The following is a 17,961-nucleotide window of genomic DNA, read 5'->3' on the forward strand; positions in this document are numbered from 1 at the left end:
CTCCTGTTGAGCCCGCAGTACGTCGCGGCGGATGCTCATTTCATATCGTTCAGTCCGTGTCATTCACGCGCAAAAATCAAGGCCTTGCACACGTGTTTTGATGAGTTCAGCGCTGAGAGATTGGCTACAAAATTTAGTTGGTCTCGGCTATTCGCGATCTGGTGAAAATTATAGGGCGGTCGTCCGTGAACATGCAAAGAGTTTTATTGCAGGCAACGGGAGATCACGTTCAAGTCCAAAGTTCAAGGTTCAAATTCCAAGGCCGAAAAGCCCCCGGGGGGGCTTGGCTCAAGGTGAGCGGGTTAATGGATGGCTCCACCCCCCTTGACTTCCTGTAAAGAGAGACGATTTGACCGCCGGCCGATGAAAATGGGATGGCCGAACTCTTCGTCCTGCATGCGTTGCGTTTGAGTTCGTTCAATGCGATGAGCCCATCATGCGTGTAGGAATTCAGGACGTACATGTTGGAAATTCCAACACGATGGTTGCCACCCAAGGGTTCATTGCAGATTAATGGCGAACTAATATCATCATAAGAATCAGTTAAATAAAGCGTCGTTGATTCAATTCTGCATATTCGGAATTAGATTTGCATACTTCATTTGTGCGGGACTTCCTCTTTAATGTGTGACGAGGGAGACTTCACAAGGAAAGATAGAAGGAGGCACACCGTGTTTGAATTTGGCGATCCAAAAACGTTTTGGCTCAATGTCACAAACATTGCGCTCGGAGTGGTGACCGGGATCTGTGTACTGATCCTTGGAAAAGCGGTGTTTCAGGAAGTCGTCCTGCGCATCCGGGCCACCCGGCGCGCGACCGTCAAGCTCGACGACTATTCCTATATGGTTCCCGAACTGGGACTGACGATGGCCGATGGTGGCGAACGTCTTGATAAGGACCGATGGAGTCTGAGGGAAGAGAAGCATTGGGATCCTCCGCTCGAGCGATTCGGTGAAGATCCCAACATTCATCGTTCCGTCAATTAACCGAAGGAAGGAATTCCGAGATCTTGGACCTTTCGGAATTCTGAGGATGACAGGGGGTGTTATGAGATGTCCATTTCTCAGGGAAGCGCAAGTGAAATTCTGCAAGTCCTCGGCATATAAGAAGATGATCCTGCGAACTGCGGCCAATGCAAATGGAGAGAAGTGTTCCTTGCCTGACTATGTGACCTGCCCGGATGCCAAGACGTTGCACGAGGAGCAACCGAGCCAGTCGCACTGCCCTTTCCTCCACGAATCGCTCGTTCAATATTGCTCCGCCGCTTCCGTAACCAAGTACATCCCTTACAGCGAGTCCCTGCTTTCCCGGTGTGGCAACGAAAGTCACCTTCATTGCGAACTGTACCTGGCGATGGCGGAACCGGAGGGGCATGACACATCGGCAGCGACCACGTCTCAAAAGGGGTCACAGGAGGTTGCTATGGATGAATGGGTGGAAGGAATCAGGGTGCCTCTCGAGTTGGGGTACTCGGGAAATCACATGTGGATGGAGACCAACAAAGATGGTGTATGTCACGTGGGGGTCGATGCTTTTCTCACCCGGATGATTGCGGGGGTGGACAAGTTAAGTTTTCTGACCGCGAACGGCGTCCAACGGCCGACCGCCGTCCTCACCGTGAACGGGGCCGATCTGCACATGGTCTTCCCGTACTACATGCACATCACGGGAACCAACAATTACCTGCGGGCCAATCCAGAAAGGCTGGTCGCGGATCCCTATGGTCCGGGATGGTTGTTTGAAGGGGTCGAGCCGAAGGCTGCGCTTTCAGGGGCGGAGATCGGGGCGCGGGCTGGTCTGGTTCGGGGGAAGGGGGCCGTGGAATGGATGAAGAAGGAAGTGGAGCGGGCTTCGGAATTTGTCCACGAGCACATTGCCCGGTCGCAACCCGAAGACAAAAGGCTGGTCATGGATGGTGGCATCTTTACCGGTGAGTTGATCCACCACCTGAACCGGGAAGAGGTGCTGAACCTGTTCAATCAATTCTTCTCTCCCTATGCGAGTTGGAGGCGATGGTGGTAAAGAACCGCGGAAAACTGATTTTCTTGGCAGGCGTTTTTGTGATGCTGGTGGTGGGCTGGTTCGGATTTCCACGCATGCTCTACCAAAAGACCAACCAGCCGATCCAATTCAGCCACCGCGTACATACCGGGGACAAGGCCGGATTGACCTGTGAAGACTGCCACTCGTTCCAGGCGGACGGCCGGTTCAACGGAATCCCTTCCATTAGCAAATGTGCCGGATGTCATGCGGCCCTCCTGGGCAATTCATCGGAGGAGAAGGTTCTCGTTGAGAAGTACGTGGCGACGAACACAGAAATTCCATGGCTGGTCTATTCGCGCCAGCCCGAAAATGCCTATTTTTCTCACGTCCAGCACGTGAGGCTCGCCAAGATCCAATGCGAGCGATGTCATGGACCCCATGGCACGACCGACACCCTCCGGCCCTACGAGAACAACCGTCTGACCGGGTACAGCCGGGACATCTGGGGCCATTCCCTCTCGCGGATTCATTCCGAGGTGTGGGATGGCAAGAAGATGGATAACTGCGCCTCGTGCCATGAGCAGCGGGGGGTCGCGAACAGCTGTCTGCTATGCCACAAATGAGAGCCGCATTCTATGAGACAAGAATCAACTGAAAGGGACTCATTAAACCCATGAAGATATCGCGTCGGGATTTATTCAAATTCGTGGGGGGATCGGCGGTGGGCGCCTTCCTGACGCCGGTTCCCTGGAAGCTCATCGATGATGCCGCCATCTGGTCGCAGAACTGGTCGTGGATTCCCCGGCCGCTGCACGGTGAGATTCGCACGAAATTCACCACCTGCACCTTGTGTCCCGCGGGGTGCGGGGTGCGAGCGCGATGTGTTGGCGACCAGCCCGTCATGCTGACCGGGGTGGCCCAACATCCGGTCAGCCGCGGAGCTCTGTGCCCGGCCGGACTAGGTGGGCATCATCTCCCCTATCATCCGAGGCGCACAACGCAGCCGCTCCAACGAGTTCAGAAGAACGGAAAGGTCGAGTTTGCGCCGGTGAGTCGAGACGAGGTCGAGACTGCCCTGGCCGCGGCGATTTCAAAGATGAAAGCGGGCAGTTCCTCCGAGTCCATCGCCGTACTCGATCAACAGCCCGGGCGAACCATTTCGGGGGTTTATCGCGGATTCCTGGGTGGAGTGCCGAACGGGGTTTATGTGACCAGTTCGGCCCCCGGCGGTGACACCCTGAGCGCTTTCAAGGAAATCCTGGAGAAGCCTTATGGACCGCTCGGCTATGACCTGGAGAACGCGCGGGTGATCCTGAGCTTCGGAGTTCCTCTCCTGGATGGTTGGGGAACGCCCGGCCGGCTGATGGAGATTATCAGGAATCAAGAATCCAAAAACGCGGAAAAGCGATTGAAAATCATCCAGGTGGAGACGCGGCAATCTCGAACCGCCTCATTCGCCCACGAGTGGGTGCCCATCAACCCGGGCACCGAAGCGGCATTTGCCCTCGCAGTAGCCCATGTCCTCATTCATGAGAATCTTTACGACCAGGATCTCATCCGACGCAAGGCCATTGAATTTCGAAAGAATGATGGCCGCTCGTACCTCGACCTGGTGGAGCATTTCACCCCGGAGAATGCGGCTGCCATCAGCGGGATCGCCCCCGACCGGATCATCGCGACGGCCCGGACTGTGGCGCAAAGCGGGCCGGCGATTGTCATCGGCGGCGGGGACCCCGGCGGCGGGCCATTGGGGAAAGAAGAAGAGACCGCTATCGCGGGATTGAACCTTCTCCTCGGCAGCTTCGCGCGTCCCGGCGGGATCGTTCCAAGGCGGAATGTCCCGGATGTTCAGGCGGCCGGCAATCATCCCACGGCGCCCGCATTGGAAATCCGCGATGTGCCGGACCATTCGATCCGGATTCTCATCCTGGACGCAGCGGAGTCCGGAAACGCGATTCCCTGGGCGCTTTTAGAAAGGAAACTGGTTCCGCAAGGGGCTCTTGTCGTGAGCCTGTCTCCGTACCTGACAGACCTGACAAAGCACGCCGGCTACATTATTCCGGCGCCAACCTACCTCGAATCGATCCAGGATGTTCCCGCGCCGGTTGATGCGGCGACCGCTTCTTTCAGCTTGTCAACGGCACTACTGACCGCGCCCGTGGGAACGACTGAACCTTTTGAATGGGTCAGGCGTCTGGCGAGTGTGGTCGGCGTACCCTTTAGCGATGATGCGCCAGCAAACACCTATGAGTCGCATCTGAAACGCCGTGTGGAGACCATTTATCAGAGCAAGCGCGGAACGGTATTCAACTCCAATGATGGAAAGACCGTGCCCATTGCTGAACTCGGTTCTGCCGACCAGCTCTGGAAACTCCTTTCCGAGGGTGGCTGCTGGATCGATTCCAAAACAGAGACCAAACCCGTGCCAAACTTCTCGCTGCTGGGAAGAATAAAGGACAATTTCGAGCGGCTGCAGAGCGCGGGGCAGGGGCGGATGATGACGGCACCCGGGCCTGTCGCCGCATTTGGTTTCATCCTCATGCCGTTCGGATGGCGCGGAGCGACCGGAAATGGCCAGATGTCTCCCCTGATGACCAAGGTATTTCAGGAGTCCGGCCTCCGCAAGCTCTCGGGCCAGGCGGCTGTGAATCCGGAAACCGGCAGGGCGTCTGGACTGACCGACGGGGGAAAGGCGTGGATCGAGACCGAAAAGGGTGCCATGCAAGTGGAGATCCGGTTTGACGCTGCCGTCATGCCGAGGGTGATCGAGGTGGCCGTCGGACCGACGGTTGAGGCATTTAGCATCACAGAAACGCCGGGCACACGGAACATTTTAGATCTGTGCAGCCTTGATGATGCCTGTTCATGGCGAGTGACCAGAGCCAGGGTGACAACGTAGGGGCATCCTGCTGTACGCCCCGACGAGAACGGTAATGCGAGTAGAGAGGGACGACCTCAATGGACACCAAAAACAAGAAACAACATCGCTACGGAATGGTGATCGATTTGGACAAGTGCACGGGCTGTGGCGCTTGCATGGTGGCATGTGCGGTTGAAAACAACATTCCGCCGGCCGCAGCCAAGGCGACGGATCGCACCGGGATCACCTGGGTCAGGGTTTACAAGTTCGATAATGGGCTTCCTTTCCCCAACAACCGCAGCGCCTACATCCCGGTGCCTTGCCAGCAGTGCGGGGAACACACTCCCTGTGTATCGGTCTGTCCGCAGAAGGCGGTCGAAGTCGATGCCGCCAGCGGGATCGTGGCTCAAATCCCGGTGCGATGCCTGGGCTGCCGGTACTGCATGACGGCGTGTCCATACCATGCCCGTTACTTCAACTGGTGGGACCCCGTGTGGCCGGCAGGAATGGAAAAGACGCTGAACCCGGACGTCTCTCCCCGCATGCGCGGGGTGGTGGAAAAGTGCAACTTCTGTCATGAACGGTTGCAGGCCGCGAGGGCGAAGGCCGCCGCCTCGGGCCGGGACGAAATCGAGTCCGCCGACTACCAGCCTGCCTGCGTTGAGGCTTGTCCGGCCGGAGCGATCACTTTTGGCGACCTGGCCGATCCGGAGAGCGAAGTCGCCCGGCTGGCCCAAAGCGGGCATGCATTTCGTATGCTCGAATCGCTGGGGACCGAGCCGAAGGTCTACTACCGGTCCGAACAGGCCTGGGTCCGCCAAGTCGCCCAGCGTGAAGTTCAGAAACCGAAAGCGAAGGAGAAGGTCCATGGATAAACAACTCATCATCCGCGGCGTCAGGAGGAGCCCTCTCTCAAAGTTCCTGCTGTGGGTTCTTCCCTGGGTCGCCCTTTTGGGATTGGGACTGTATGCCGGGTATCTTTGCCTGGCCAGGGGCCTCAACCAGACCAACATGGACAATCGCTTTGCTTTCGGGCTGTGGATCTACCTCGACCTCACCGTCATCGCATTGGGCGCCGGGGCATTTTTTACCGGATTCTTACTCTATATCTTAAAGAAGGAAGAGTTGAAAGCGGTCATCAACAGCGCGGTGGTCCTGGGACTCATCTGTTACAGCGGGGCGATCGTGGTCCTCATGGTGGACGTGGGGCAGCCGCTGCGGGCGTGGTTCACGTTCTGGCATCCCAATATTCACTCCATGTTGACCGAAGTGACCTTCTGCATCACGTGCTACCTGGCGGTGCTGTTGTTTGAATATGCCCCGCTGGTGTTGCGCAACCGCAAGCTCCGTCAGATTCCTTCTCTCCTGGTGTTCGAGTTCCATTTGCACAAAGTCATGTATGTCCTGGCGGGCGTCGGGACCTTCTTGTCGTTCTTCCACCAGGGTTCCCTGGGCGGATTGTATGGGGTGCTCCGGGGACGTCCCTTTGCTTTCCGGGAGGGGATCGGGATCTGGCCCTCGACTTTTTTTCTGTTCATTCTTTCGGCGATTGCCGCGGGCCCGAGCTTCATCCTGTTGACGACGTGGCTTGTCTCCAAGCTGTCCAAGAAGGAACTCGTGAAGCGGGAGGTGCTCAACCTGCTGGGACGCATCTCCGGTATCCTCTTGGTGGTCTACGTCCTCTTCAAAACGATCGACACTCTCGTCTGGATCAATCGGACCGCTCCTGCCTCCGGCTTTAATCCCTTCGATTTCTATTCCTGGGAGCCGTTTGGCACCTGGCTCCTATTCGCTGAGATTGTGGTGTGTGGACTGTTGCCGGCGATCATTCTGCTCGACCGGAAGAGGCGCGAGAAGACCGGCTGGCTCATGTCGGCCGCGTTTCTGGTGTGTGCCGGCGTCATGCTGAACAGGTTTGTCTTCACCATTCAGACGCTGGCGCTGCCGACACTCCCCTTTGACCGCTTCCTCTCGTATGTTCCAAGCTGGCAGGAAACGGCCACGTTTCTCGCGGTGGTGGCTTATGGCGTTTTGATCTATTCGCTCTCGTTCAGGTACCTGCCTCTGTTTCCGCAGGAAAAGGAACTCCGGCAATCGTAAGGGAGGATTTAAATGTTTCCAGGGGTTTATGGATTCACATGGGAACCCGGCAATCTTATCTTTCTCGGCATCTTTTATTCGGTTTTAGCCACCATTTTTGGCACGGTGGGCATCGCCCTGGTCCGTACGTTGAAAGATTTTCATGCCCGCAAGGCCGACCATATCCGGTGGGAGCTGGACTTTAAAGATCTGCCGGAGGGCATCCGCACCTGTCGGCACGAACTGACCGGCGAATTCAAGCATCGGACCTGCGAAAAAGGCTTTGATTGCCGCTCGTGCCCCGAACACGCGAAGCTCGTGGCCTCAGGGATTCAGACCATCCGCCCCCGCTTTGAGAATGAGGACGAAGAAGGGCGCATTCTCGGGTGTGATATGCCGTTGGACCGCCTGTACCACAGGGGCCACACCTGGGTCATGACCGAACCGGATGGAACGGCCACCGTGGGGCTGGATGATTTTGGATCGCGCCTCCTCGGTGAACCGGACGAAGTCCGATTGCCCGCTGCCGGAGCCTTGCTCCATGTGAATGGAACGGCGTGGCATTTCAAAAAGAACGGCTCGGACCTGCGCATTCTGTCGCCGGTGGATGGGGAGGTGATTCAGACAGGTGGAACCAAGGCGGGATGGTACCTCAAGCTGAAGCCGCTCGGGGAAAAAATGGATACACGGCACTTGCTGCGGGGTGCGGAGATCCGGCCGTGGTTGGCTCGCGAAATGGAGCGGCTGGAGTTCTCTCTGGCGGCTGATGGCGTGGGAATGAGCCTCGCCGATGGCGGTGCGATGGTGGACGATCTTTCGAAGGAATACCTGTCTGTCGACTGGGATGCGGTGTGGGGGGAGATGTTTTTGGAACCGTAGCTTAAGAAGCAAATTCCAAAGTCCAAAGTCCAAATTCCAAATAAAGCCCAAATTCCAACGAATCAAACAAAAGCCGGGACGCGCTTCATTGGAACTTGGGTGTTGGAATTTATTTGGACCTTGGAATTTGGGATTTGGATTTTCTTAGCGTTTACTCCCCCCGTGCTATCCATGAAACCTGAGAATTATCGCGGTATCTCGAATTTCTTGATGCGTTCATACAGAGTGGACCGATCGATCCCCAGCGCCGCAGCCGCTTCCTTGATATTGCCATGGGTCCGCTGGATGGTTGCGGCAATCACCTCTTTTTCCAGCTCTTGCAAGGTGACATTGGTCGGGATGGCCCAGCCACGTTTTTCTTCGACCCGTGGGGTCAGGAAGGTGAAATCCTCTTCTGTGAGGACTCTCCCCCGGCAGGTGACGATGGCGCGCTCCACGGCATTTTCCAATTCACGAACGTTGCCCGGCCAGTTGTGGTCCAGCAGAAGTTTGAGGGACCCTTCGGAGATATCGCTGACCTCCTTGCCCAGTTCATGGGCGATGCGTTCCACGAAACTCCGGGCCAGGAGCGGGATGTCCTCGAGGCGATCCCGCAGGGCGGGGATGCGGATATTGATGACATTCAAGCGGTAAAAGAGATCGTCGCGGAACTTGCCGTCGAGGACCGCTTGCTCGAGGTTGAGGTTGGTCGCCGCGATGACGCGCACATCCACCTTAATCTCCTCGGATCCGCCGACGCGATAGAAGCAACGCTCCTGCAGCACCCGGAGCAGGTCCATCTGCAGTTTGGGAGAAATATCGCCGATCTCGTCCAGAAAGATGGTTCCGCCATCGGCCATCTCAAATTTGCCCTTCTTCTGCGAGACCGCCCCGGTGAACGATCCTTTTTCATGACCGAACAGTTCGGACTCCAGCAGGGTCTCGGCAAGGGCGGCGCAGGAGACGCCGATGAAAGGCTGATCGGCGCGGTCCCCGGAAAAGTGAATGGCGCGGGCGATCAGTTCCTTCCCGGTGCCGCTCTCCCCCTGCAGAAGCACCGTGCTCCGCAGGCTGGCGATCTCCTGGATCAGCTGAAAGATCTCGAGCATCTTCGAGTTCTTGCTGATGATGTCGTGGAAGCGGTACTGCTTGGTCAGTTTCTTTCTCAGGATCGTATTCTCCCGCTGGAGGTTCTTGATCTTGATGATGCGATTGACGAGCAGCGAGATTTCCTCGGGATTGCAGGGCTTGACGATATACTCCTGCGCCCCTTCCTTCATGGCGGTGATGGCGGTGTCGACCGTGGCATAGGCCGTGATGATAATGATGGAGGCTTCGGAGTGGATCTTGCGCACCTCCATCATGGTCTCGATGCCGTCGATTCCCCCCGGCATTTTCAAATCGATGAAATAGATGGCATAGTCCTTCTGGCGTGCCTTTTCGATGGCGTCGCGTCCGGAGGCGGCCGTATTGACGTCGTAACCGTCCTCGCGGAGCCAGGCGGCCAGGGATTCGCGCATCACTTCTTCATCATCGACCACAAGAATTTCCCAGTGTGTTTTCATGATCAATCCTCCGCACCCATAAAATTTGCGGCTTGTTCGTATGTGGCGCCGATGCTCTCGCGCAGAAGCGCGCGGCAACCGGTGCAGAATTCGCTGCCTTTGGTATCAACCTGATGAATATTGGTGGAGAGAGACATGGGGCACGTCCGCTCGGGACAATGGATCAGGCCGAAGGTGTGGCCTATCTCATGGAGCGCTTCCTTGACGACCCGGGCGAGCAGGAGCATCCGGTTGGCCGGAAGTCCGTAGAACTCCTGTCGAAGACGGGCAAGGGAAATGATGGCGACCGTTCCATTCAGCTGGGCCTGTCCAAAGATAAAGCTGAGCATGGGAATGAACAGGTCCTTTTCGGTGACCGCCAGGATGCGGGCGGCATCAGGAGGACATTTCCCCACCAGTTGGCGCAGGATGAGGGTAGAGCCGTACTGCCGGCGCCGCAGGTCGAGCGCGTACTCGGGCTCGGCCGACGGGCCTAAGCGGCGTATCTCAAAACCAAAGTTGGCCCAAAGGCACGTCTCGATGATGGCGAGTACCTCATCATCCACCGCGCCCAGGGGCGCCAAATAAAGGAAGGTCACATTTTGCTTCCTTTTTCCGCAGTGGCCGCGGGAGCGACCTCAGCCACCTTTTGCTCGGGGGTGAGTGGAAGAACCACTCGGAACATGGAGCCTTCCCCCCGCTTGCTCTTCACTTCAATGTCGCCTCCGTGCGAGTCCACAATGCCGTACACCACGGCCAGTCCCAGGCCAACACTCTTCCCTTCTTCCTTGGTGGAGAAAAAGGGATCAAAGATCTTCGACATGTTTTCCGGGGCGATCCCCTCTCCGTTGTCTGCCACTTCCAGAACCGCTTTCGAGCCATTCCCCTGGACCTGGGTCGTGATCGTGACACTGCCCTGGCCCTTCCGGTAGGTTGCTTCCGCGGCGTTCATTATAAGATTCATCACCACCTGCTGCATCTGAGAGCTGTCACAAGGCACCACGGGAAGGTTCTCCGCAAGGTTCAAATTGACTCCGACGTTTCCCAGCGCCAGTTTATGGGAGACCAGGGAGAGGGTGGTCTTCACAATGGCATTCAAATCTGCTCGCTTGCTTTGGGGCTTGGAGCGCCGCGAAAAAGCCAGAAGGTCGGACACGATCCGACCCACCCGAGTTGTCTCGTTCACGACCTGTGAAAGGAACCGCCGGAATTCCTCGATCCGGTTGGGGGGAATGCCGTCGTCCTTGAGGATGCGCTGCATCAGTTTGGACAGGTTCAGGACTCCCGAGAGCGGATTGTTAATCTCATGCGCCACACTGGCCGAGAGTTGCCCCAGGGAGGCAAGACGATCGGTCTGCATGAGCTTCTGGTTCGCCGCCTTCAACTGCTCAGTCCTTTCTTCCACCTTGGCTTCCAGGGACTGAAGGAATTGCTCGTTTTCGGCCATGGATTGCTTTAAGCGTTCTCGCATGACATCAAAGGAGCGGGCCAGCTCTCCCAATTCTTCACTCGATTCCACTTTAATGGGTTTGTCGAGTTGCATGGCGCTGACCGCTTTGGTCGCGTCAATCAGTTTCCGAATCGGAGCATCGACGAAGTGTTGCGTGAAAAAAATGATGAACAAGCTGACCAACAGGATGTGGATGCCTGTCGCCAGGTACCCCCGGATTTTAATGTTCGCGACTTCGCGGTCGACGCGATCGAGGTCCAAAGTGACGTCGAGAACGCCCAGGACCTTCATCTTTTCCGGATGCGCGTGACAGGCTGCCTGGCTGCAGGCCGGTTCATTGTAGATCGGGGTCACCATGGCGAGTTTGCGGCTCCCCTCCGGTCCCTTAAAAATGCGTGCTCGAGAGGGCACATCCACCTTGACCAGGGGCTGCAAAGAGGAATGGCACAACGCACAGGTCTCGGACCGCCGATCCACTTGCTTGGTCTCGCCCGGTTGAGTGGAAAACATGACCCGGCCTTCGCGGTTGAAAATCTGAATCGTGTTGATGCCTTGTTTCAGGGCAATAGTCTGCATCATTTCGTAAGCGGTGTCGCGGTGGTCTGCCAGCATGGCATGCCATGTGGAGCTGGTAATGGCTTTGGAGAGTTGATCGGCACCCTCGATCATCGCGTCGAGAAGCTGACGCTCCTGGCTCTTGACATTGATCAGGCCGGAGATGCCCTCCGTCACCCCGACCAATATCATTAGTGAAACAATCAGCTTAAGGGCCAGTCGTCTTCGCATGGCCTGCCTCCCACAATAGCTTGAATCGAAACCTCAGTCCCCGGCGCATTCAAGAGGCTGACCTCCCGGGTGCCTTGTCCCACGACCAAGCATATGACAAGTGCCTCATGACCAGAATCTTCGTATCCTTCTTGCCTGGTTCGACTGTCCCGGTGAACGGGCCCCGCCCGACGGCTCCCTTCCGGGCCAGAAAGAAAGCCTTGGGCGCAAGAACGCACCTGAATCCACTGGACAGATCTGGATTTCTTGCGAATCCATGGGAGGGCACTGACACCACTCGAGCTCCATTTGCTCCCCTCCGGGCATTACCCGTCAGGAAAATTTGAGAGGCACTTCGGTTGGCAGGGGCAAGCGGCCGAGGGATTTTACTTCCCTGAGGGTCAGGGTAATGATCTAAGAGAGCAACCAACAGTATGAAAACATCTAGCTTCTGATAGGCGTCATCCTTCGGGGAAGAGACCGACGACTCCCTGGCAAACACCACTCAGCCTCCGACCTCATTGTCGCACATTTTGTGAAAGAAGTTACATGTTTTTGGACTTGGTGGACTCTAAAAGTCCGGTATCCATATGACAGCAAAGGCGGTAATTAGCCAGAGAAGTCGATTCAATCTGTCTGGGGATTTTGTGCCTGTATTTTTGGGTAAGAGGTCAGCTATACTTTTACCTGGAGTTTCAAAAATCAGACAAGCCGGGGAAAATTGCATATGGCAGGCAAACGGACCCAGTCACCCACCGATCCCATCTCGCAATTGAAGGCAGCGGGATTTGAGGTACGCCCTTCCAACATTTCGCCATCGTGGATGCAGGCGAGCCGGGGGGGATGTGCTGTTTTCTTTCGAGAGACCCTTGCCAACCGCGTTGAAATGCTGCGATCGCCGGGGCTGCTCCGAAACGGGAAGATCTTCCGGGTGCTCGACAAGGGGTACCAGAAGTTCCTCACCGATGACCAGCTGGAGGTCCCCGCCACCGCTTTACACCTTCAACAAATCAATTTCTTCTACCAGGATTTCAAGGACGCCATCGGTTTGCCCGTCCTGTTCAATGAATCCCTGGGGGCCCTGACGGCGGTGACGCGGCTGGATGGGGTTGAAAGACCGGTGCTCGCGCAGGGCGCGAGAAATCCCAAAGTCCAAAATCCAAATTCCAAATAAATTCCACCTTCCAAATTCCAAACAAAACCCAAAACACAAATTCCAACCGCTCAATGAAGCGCCAAGGCATGCCATGCCCTAATCCGTTACTTGGAATTCACTCGACCGTTGAATCTTGAACTTGAAATCGCAATTTGAATCTTACTTGAGTACCGGAATTTGGGGTTTGTTTGGGCTTTGGATTTTGGCCTTTGGATTTTATTTGGAATTTGGACTTTGGAATTTGGACTTTCCCCTCGGGCTCTATTTCTTCTTTCCTGAGGCTGCTTTCTTATCCAGCGTCAATCGCGGCGTGATGGTGTGGCGAGCGGGTTCAGCCATCACCTTGGAACCGGGCGGCACGCTTTCCATCAAACGGACGTTGGATCCGATGATGGAGCCCCTCCCCACCACGGTATCTCCACCCAGCACCGTCGCACTGGCGTAAATGATGCAATCATCTTCGACGGTGGGATGCCGTTTCTGTCCTCGGATGAGGCGCCCTTCCGCGTCGCGCGGAAAGTTCACGGCGCCCAGGGTAACCCCCTGGTAGAGGCGTACTCGATTGCCGATCTCTGTGGTTTCCCCGATAACCACCCCGGTCCCGTGGTCGATGAAAAAATGGTCTCCGATTTTGGCTCCCGGATGGACGTCAATTCCCGTCCGTGAATGCGCCACTTCAGTGAGGATCCGGGGCAGCAGCGGGACATGGAGCAGTTCCAGCTCATGGGCGATGCGGTAAATGGTGATCGCATAAACACCGGGATAGCTGAAAATGATCTCATCGATGCTCTTGGCGGCGGGATCGCCGTCGTAGGCCGCTTCGACATCGTCGTGGAGAAACTCCCGCAGCCGGGGGATCTTTTCAAGAAAGGTCTGGGTGGCCCCGCGCGCCGCTTCGTCACAATGCGGGCATGCGGGTCCCGACCGCTCGCAGAAATGACGAAAACTCAAATAGATCTGCTGCTGCAGCTTCTCGAAGATGATGTCGACCCGCGTGTGCACTTGATTTGTCACATCGGGGATGTCCGTGACGGTGCCGCCGAAGTAGCCGGGATAGAGTAGGGCGAGGAGGTCCTCCAGGAGTCCCTCTAGAATCTCCTTGGACGGCAAGGGGAGGGGATTCACGTGATGGAGACGAATCTCTTCGCGTGTATATGTTGCGAGAATGGCCTGTTTGATGCGTTCGAGATCTGTGTCCATGGGATTCCTCTCAGGCTCGCCAGCCTGTGGTCACGTCCTCCCAACTTCAGCTGAAGGGTTGCCGGATCTACCGATAAAGGCGCTCCAGGAACGCGGGAAGAATTCTATCACCTTCCAGTTGATGGTCGTGTTGGTAAGCATGGGTGTGGCCATGCCAGTCACTCCCCAGCGTGGTCACCAGGTGGTTCTTCCTAGCGGCCTTAAGAAACTGCTTTGAGGCCTTATTCTGACGGCGAAGGTTGAGAACCTCGACGCCTGACAGTCCAGACTTCATCAACAACTTGAGATTCCGGTCAAAATTCTCGACGTCCGGATGTGCCCAGACCGCCACGCCGCCCTCGCCGGTGATGGTCGCAACCACCTCCTTGGCTTGCATGCTGAACTTCGGCAAAACGCGGTCGGTCAGGTACACCTGCCGTGCTTCGGCCACCGTGGAGGCGTGCTTCTTTTCGATGAGCAGAAAGGCCAGGTGCAATTGAGTCAGGCTCTGACATCCGGCATGGGCCGGAATGTCGTCCATGGAGGCCTTCACGCCGACCTTGGCGAGGTTTTCGAGGGCGCGCTCGATGCGAACCCGGCGCTCCGCCTGCACTTCTCGAGCATGCTGCTGAAGGCGAGCGGAGGGGAATTCTTTGAAGTAGCCGAGCACGTGGATTTCCTCGCCGTTCAACATAGCGGTGAACTCGGCTGCCGGAATCAGCTTCAACGCCAGTCCACGCCTGGCGATGGCTTGGCTGGCGGCTTCGTAAGCGGCGAAGCAATCATGATCGGTAATGGCCAGGTAATCCAGGCGCTGCTGTTCGGCCAGTTCGATAAGCCTCTCCGGCGGGAAAGAGCCGTCGGAATGATGGGTGTGAATATGCAGGTCCGCTCGCATCGTTCCTCTTGCAATCCATACGTTCCCGGCTCTAACCCCGAGCCTCGCCCCGTGAGGGAAGTAAGGGCGTCATTGTACTCAAAGTTCTCTCGAGGGGCAAATGTCGGGCAAATAGAAAACTGATGCACGAGGAACTTCAAGGTTCTCTCGGACGCGGATGAACGCGGGCGGATTCCGGAACGAATCACCGCAGAGCACGCCATGGAAGAACCACGCCTGCTGGCGGGAGTTGATTCCCCACCTTCTCCGGGGCGCCACTTCGCACCAAGAGGGATGACCCCGTTGTCTTGACGGGACTTCTCGGGCAACGATCCGATTTCAGCGGTCTTGAGGAGACTGGATGAGCTCCCGGCCTCCCAGCCGGCTTATATCACCGCGCGGCGTTCGCCGAGGAGCAGTTCACGCAGCAGGGGGATAGGAGGAAAGCCATTTTGCACGCAGGCATTGTGAAACTTTTTGAGCGAGAATCCGGCGCCTTGTCTTCTTTGAAGTTCTTCGCGGAGTCGAAGCAGTTGCATCTTTCCGAGGGTGTAGACGAGATAAGTGGGGTCGACGACGCCCCGCTTGGCCTCGCGGTCGGCGTTGACGGGCTGCATATGGGCATTGCGGATGAAGAAATTTTTGGCCTGACGGAAGGACATGCTTCCCGCGTGCATCTCAATCCCCACAATAAAGCGGCACAAGCGCAGCTGGGCTTCGTGGAGTTGCGCCATGTGGAGTCGCGGATCGCCCTCTCCAAAGCCCTGCTCGATCATCATCTGCTCACAATAGTGCGCCCATCCTTCCACGTGCGAAGTGGCGCCAAAGAGCCGCCGCACCTTGGACGGATGCCGGTTGACCCAAAGGAAGTGAACGAGGTGCCCGGGATAGGCTTCGTGGATCGACGTGGTGAGAATCAGGTGGTGTGAAAAGAATCGCAGATGCTGCTCTCTCGCTTCTGGGCTCCACTTTGGATCCGGAAGCGTGACGTAATAATAATATTCGCGCGCCTTCTTCTCAAACGGACCGGGCACGTCAAGGGATGCGAAGGTCAGCTCCCTCAGGAATTCCGGGCTTTCGTTGACGGTACAAAGAGTTCCTTGCCCCGACGCGCGGGAGATCGGGGGAAGCGAGATCAGGTCGCGCTGCACCAGAAAATCCTGCAGTTGGCCGAGCACCCCGGCCGTGACGGCGAGCACCTGATCGCCGGCGGGATGATCACGGGTGATGAGGTCGAGGATTTCTTCGGGATCTTTCCGGCGATCAATAGAAGAACCCAGGCGGTGAAACATCTCGTGGTTTTCTTTTAATGATTCGTGCGCTTTCGCGAGCAGGTGTTCGAGGGGTAGATCGACCCACTCCTCCAGCCAGAGCTTTCTGCGATAGCGATATTCACCGATCCCAAACCGTTCCGGACCGCGGGGGAGAAGCCGTTCCCTCAAAAAGCTGATAAACCCGGAAAAGGCTGCCATGGCCTCGCGGTTTGAATCTTCAAACTCGGCGAGAAGCCCGGGGTCCCGGGTCTCAGTTGCAACCGCGGGCAGTGTGTGTTCCAGGAAATGCAGGGTCCCTTCAAATTGCCGGATGGCCAGCTGTACCATCATCCGGGGCACCCGGCGCAGGTTCTTGCGGGCGGCCGCCAGGGCCCCGGGGATCTGTCGCTCGCGTTCAATAATCGCCCGGACCCGGGTGCGCAAGGGAGCGAACGCCCTTTTCATGAGCAGGAAAAGCGAGGCATTGAGGAGGTCATTGTAGACGCTGGGATTGCGCTCCCAAGAGCGCATTTCTTCGAGCTCGAATAAAGCAGCCTCCAGCGTCCCTTTCATTATTTGAAAGTCGAGTCGCAACTGAGGCGGGAGACCTTCGACCGAACCTTCGCCGGTCCGAGCTCCAATCCTGTTCAATCGGGAGAGGGCGTGTTTCAGCCGTGAGCTATCCCGAGCAATGCCGCTCTGGCTGAAATCAGATATTCGGTGATCATGCGTGTGAATCCCCGAGGCGGTTGCAATCTCAGGATGAAATGCAAAGTACTCTTTAAGAAAATCATCGACAAAGCAGTGGAATTCATTTCGAATTGTTTGAGTCATTACCCTTCCTCATGGGGGGAAAGTGGAGGACCGGCTGCGCTTAGACTATCGCCGATCATTATTACGACAAGTTTACAACAAATCGGGTCAAGTGGGGCAAAATTCATCCTGAACTCCGAAGTTAAAGGCTCACGGCCATCCTCTAAGACAGGGCGGAGAATATAGTTTTTCTCTGATCCTTGAGGCGGGACCTGAACGGGACATCGCTGGTCCGTCGAGTGTCTTGAAGAGGGGGCCTCGCCCAGGCCGATCGAGGAGGTAAACCTCAGTTTAGAACTCGTGTTTAGTCACCCGCGAATCTGCGGGTGCAAATTCGCAGACAAAATCGCCGATCCGGTTTGTGGCCGCACCGTCGACTCCCAGCTGTTCCAGTTTTTTCAAGCGGGGAAGATCATCCACGGTGTACACACCCAACTCCATTCCCCGGCGGTGGGTTTCATGGATGACTTCAGGATGTTTCTCGACAAGATCCACGCGCCCCATCAGGAAGCGGGCGTCCAGGCTTTTTGAGACCGCAAACATTCTGTGGGGACGGTAACGATCAAAGAGCAAGCCCAAGCGCACGTCGGTGCACATCGACCGCATCTCTTCGAGGGCGGGCCACTCAAAGGAGATGAAAGTGACCTCGTCCACGAGCGCCAACTCACGCACCAGCCGGATCATTTCACGGCGATCGCTTCCGTCTCGTGCCAGCCCCTCCCGTTTGAGCTCAGCGAAAAGATGGGCGCGGTGCTGGACTTGGAGCAGCAGCTCTTTGAATGTGGGGATGCGCTCGGAGACAAAGCGTGATCCGAACTTCCTGGCATACCCTGCGGAAAGAGGGCGCAATTCCTCCAGGGTTTTCGACCGGACCGCGCCACGACCCGTCGAGGTCCGGTTCAGCGTCCCGTCATGTAGAATCACCAGCTGGCCGTCGCGGGTCCGTTGCAGGTCACATTCCACGGCGGTTGCCCCGCACTCGAGCGCGAGTTCAAAGGCCGCCGGGGTATTCTCAGGAGCGAGGGAGGAGTAGCCGCGATGAGCAATCAGGCGCATGGTTTTCAAAAGGAGGTTTGCGGGCAGGTGACCACTCCCGCCAGGGCCTTCGGCAGGGAGGAGGGAAGAAAAGTCACTGTCTCGACGG

15 protein-coding genes are annotated in these 17,961 nt (G+C 56.8%); 8 read left to right on the plus strand and 7 right to left on the minus strand.

Features of this window, described 5'->3' with window-relative positions; all coding sequences use genetic code 11:
• Positions 1-671 precede the first annotated feature (671 nt).
• The 7 genes from LAO21_02615 to LAO21_02645 all read left to right on the plus strand — a co-directional run bounded on the left by LAO21_02615 (position 672) and on the right by LAO21_02645 (position 7,801).
• The gene (locus tag LAO21_02615) at positions 672-986 is read left to right on the plus strand and encodes a hypothetical protein (GenBank protein ID MBZ5551585.1); all 315 of its coding nucleotides are present in this window, start codon (positions 672-674) and stop codon (positions 984-986) included.
• A gap of 61 nt (positions 987-1,047) precedes the next feature.
• Positions 1,048-2,022, plus strand: a complete 975-nt coding sequence (locus LAO21_02620; GenBank protein MBZ5551586.1) for a hypothetical protein — start codon at positions 1,048-1,050, stop codon at positions 2,020-2,022.
• Positions 2,013-2,606 (plus strand): cytochrome c family protein, encoded by a 594-nt coding sequence (locus LAO21_02625; GenBank protein MBZ5551587.1) that lies wholly within the window; start codon positions 2,013-2,015, stop codon positions 2,604-2,606. The genes LAO21_02620 and LAO21_02625 overlap by 10 nt, the downstream gene beginning before the upstream one ends.
• A gap of 50 nt (positions 2,607-2,656) precedes the next feature.
• Complete coding sequence (locus LAO21_02630; GenBank protein ID MBZ5551588.1) at positions 2,657-4,882, plus strand: molybdopterin-dependent oxidoreductase; 2,226 nt, start codon at positions 2,657-2,659, stop codon at positions 4,880-4,882.
• Between the two features lie 59 nt (positions 4,883-4,941).
• Positions 4,942-5,718 carry a 4Fe-4S dicluster domain-containing protein gene (locus tag LAO21_02635; protein ID MBZ5551589.1) on the plus strand — a complete coding sequence of 259 codons (777 nt, stop codon included), beginning with the start codon at positions 4,942-4,944 and terminating at the stop codon, positions 5,716-5,718.
• Positions 5,711-6,943: a polysulfide reductase NrfD gene (gene nrfD / locus LAO21_02640; GenBank protein MBZ5551590.1), complete on the plus strand. Its 1,233-nt coding sequence runs from the start codon at positions 5,711-5,713 to the stop codon at positions 6,941-6,943. Before LAO21_02635 ends, nrfD begins: the two co-directional genes overlap by 8 nt.
• 12 nt (positions 6,944-6,955) lie before the next feature.
• A complete protein-coding gene (locus tag LAO21_02645) occupies positions 6,956-7,801 on the plus strand; it encodes a hypothetical protein (GenBank protein ID MBZ5551591.1) in 846 nt (281 codons plus the stop codon).
• A gap of 185 nt (positions 7,802-7,986) precedes the next feature.
• Here LAO21_02645 and LAO21_02650 read toward each other — a convergent pair whose 3' ends face one another.
• The 3 genes from LAO21_02650 to LAO21_02660 are packed head-to-tail and all read right to left on the minus strand — an operon-like array spanning position 7,987 to position 11,560.
• Complete coding sequence (locus tag LAO21_02650) at positions 7,987-9,345, minus strand: sigma-54 dependent transcriptional regulator (GenBank protein MBZ5551592.1); 1,359 nt, start codon at positions 9,343-9,345, stop codon at positions 7,987-7,989.
• Positions 9,346-9,347: 2 nt separating this feature from the next.
• Positions 9,348-9,923 carry an archaemetzincin gene (locus LAO21_02655; protein MBZ5551593.1) on the minus strand — a complete coding sequence of 192 codons (576 nt, stop codon included), beginning with the start codon at positions 9,921-9,923 and terminating at the stop codon, positions 9,348-9,350.
• Complete coding sequence (locus tag LAO21_02660; protein MBZ5551594.1) at positions 9,920-11,560, minus strand: HAMP domain-containing protein; 1,641 nt, start codon at positions 11,558-11,560, stop codon at positions 9,920-9,922. Before LAO21_02660 ends, LAO21_02655 begins: the two co-directional genes overlap by 4 nt.
• A 706-nt stretch (positions 11,561-12,266) precedes the next feature.
• Here LAO21_02660 and LAO21_02665 point away from each other — a divergent pair.
• A complete protein-coding gene (locus LAO21_02665) occupies positions 12,267-12,713 on the plus strand; it encodes a hypothetical protein (protein MBZ5551595.1) in 447 nt (148 codons plus the stop codon).
• A gap of 243 nt (positions 12,714-12,956) precedes the next feature.
• Here LAO21_02665 and LAO21_02670 read toward each other — a convergent pair whose 3' ends face one another.
• From LAO21_02670 to LAO21_02685, 4 genes are all read right to left on the minus strand, one after another.
• Positions 12,957-13,895 carry a serine acetyltransferase gene (locus LAO21_02670; GenBank protein MBZ5551596.1) on the minus strand — a complete coding sequence of 313 codons (939 nt, stop codon included), beginning with the start codon at positions 13,893-13,895 and terminating at the stop codon, positions 12,957-12,959.
• 67 nt (positions 13,896-13,962) lie between these two features.
• Positions 13,963-14,772, minus strand: coding sequence for a PHP domain-containing protein (locus LAO21_02675; protein MBZ5551597.1), 810 nt, complete (start codon positions 14,770-14,772; stop codon positions 13,963-13,965).
• Positions 14,773-15,137: 365 nt separating this feature from the next.
• Positions 15,138-16,838: a DUF885 domain-containing protein gene (locus LAO21_02680; GenBank protein MBZ5551598.1), complete on the minus strand. Its 1,701-nt coding sequence runs from the start codon at positions 16,836-16,838 to the stop codon at positions 15,138-15,140.
• Between the two features lie 270 nt (positions 16,839-17,108).
• Positions 17,109-17,873 (minus strand): hypothetical protein, encoded by a 765-nt coding sequence (locus LAO21_02685; GenBank protein ID MBZ5551599.1) that lies wholly within the window; start codon positions 17,871-17,873, stop codon positions 17,109-17,111.
• Positions 17,874-17,961: the final 88 nt, after the last annotated feature.

It is taken from the genome of Terriglobia bacterium, from assembly GCA_020073085.1.
Classification (GTDB): Bacteria; Acidobacteriota; Terriglobia; order JAIQFV01; family JAIQFV01; genus JAIQFV01.